Source organism: Ferrovibrio sp., from assembly GCF_036381655.1.
Classification (GTDB): Bacteria; Pseudomonadota; Alphaproteobacteria; order Ferrovibrionales; family Ferrovibrionaceae; genus Ferrovibrio.
Genome location: NZ_DASVCJ010000027.1, coordinates 1 through 1,627, shown reverse-complemented (window position 1 = coordinate 1,627; position 1,627 = coordinate 1). Strand labels below are relative to the sequence as shown.

Genomic DNA, 1,627 nt, shown 5'->3' with positions numbered 1-1,627 from the left:
GCCGTACATGCCGTTGTTGACCACGACGATGACGACATTGGCGCCGTATTGCAGCGCGGTGGCGAATTCCTGCCCCGTCATCAGGAAGCAGCCGTCGCCGGCAAACGCAACCACGGTGCGCTGCGGATTGACCAGCTTGGCAGCCACCGCCGCCGGCACGCCATAGCCCATCGAGCCGGAGGTCGGCGCAAGCTGGCCGGTATGACGGCGATAGCGGTGGAACCGGTGCAGCCAGGTCGCGTAGTTGCCCGCGCCGTTGGTCAGCACCGCATCGGCCGGCAGGTTGGCATCCAGCCAGCGCAGGATCTGCCCCATCTGGACATGGCCGGGCGAGACCGGCGGCTCCTGCCAGGCCTCGTAGTCGCTGCGCGCCTGGCGCACCTGCTCGGCCCAGCCGGGACCCGCCTTGACCGGACCGATCTGCTGCAGGGCCGCCGCGAAGGCCGCATTCGAGGCATTGATCGGCAGATTGGCGCGATAGACCCGGTTCAGTTCCTCGGCGCCGGCATGGACATGGATCAGCGTCTGGCCCGGCACCGGGATATCGACCATCGTGTAGCCGCCGGTCGTCATCTCGCCCAGCCTGGCCCCCATCACCAGCAGCAGGTCGCTGTCCTTGAGGCGCTGCTGCAGCTTCGGATTGATGCCGATGCCGACATCGCCGACATAGTTCGGCCACTCGTTGTCGAGATAATCCTGGCGGCGGAACACGGCGCCGACCGGCAGATCGGACGCCGCGGCCCAGGCCTGTACCTGCTCGCGCACGCTCTCGCTCCAGCCGCTGCCGCCGACGATCATCAGCGGCCGCCGGGACGCTTCCAGCATCTGCCTGACCTGCGCCATCTGCGCCTCCGACGGATGCGCCTCGACGGGCTGCACCGGTGCGCCGTCGGCGCACTCCACCCAGTCGGTCAGCATGTCCTCCGGCAAGGCCAGCACCACGGGGCCTCGCCGCCCGGACAGCGCCACGCTGAAGGCGCGGCCGATGAATTCCGGGATGCGGGCGGCATCGTCGATCTGGGCTACCCATTTCGCCATCTGGCCGAACATCCGGCGGTAATCGATCTCCTGGAACGCCTCGCGTTCCATCATGTCGCGCCCGACCTGGCCGATGAGCAGGATCATCGGCGTCGAATCCTGGAAGGCGACATGCACGCCGGCCGAGGCGTTGGTGGCGCCGGGGCCGCGCGTGACCATGCAGATGCCCGGCCGGCCCGTCGTCTTGCCGTAGGCATCCGCCATCATCGCCGCGCCGCCTTCCTGCCGGCAGATCACAAACCGCATCGCGTTGGTATGGTCGTGCAGCGCATCCAGCACGGCGAGGAAACTCTCGCCCGGCACGCCGAATACGGTATCGACGCCCTGAATGCGGAGCTGTTCGACCAGAATCTGACCACCACTGCGTTTCATGACTGCGCCTGCCGGCCTTGCTGCGGCGGCGCCGTGCGCCATGGCCGGCCAGGCGGTTGCCGCCCAGAGCATGGGTTGATGATGCCGCACCGCCTCCGCCGTCATCGCCGCCTCCTTTCCGGCTCCGATGCTGTCGCCAGATGGCGCCATTGCGCGAGCAGGACGATGCCGGCGACGATGCCGACGATCGTGCCGGACGCGGCGCTGATCACCGGAT

Annotated in this window: 1 protein-coding gene; it reads right to left on the bottom strand. The window is 68.3% G+C overall.

Annotation, left to right across the window (positions count from 1 at the left end; genetic code table 11):
• Positions 1-1,515 (bottom strand): thiamine pyrophosphate-binding protein (locus VF194_RS05860; protein ID WP_330888974.1); only part of this gene is annotated, 1,515 nt, incomplete at its 3' end.
• Positions 1,516-1,627: the final 112 nt, after the last annotated feature.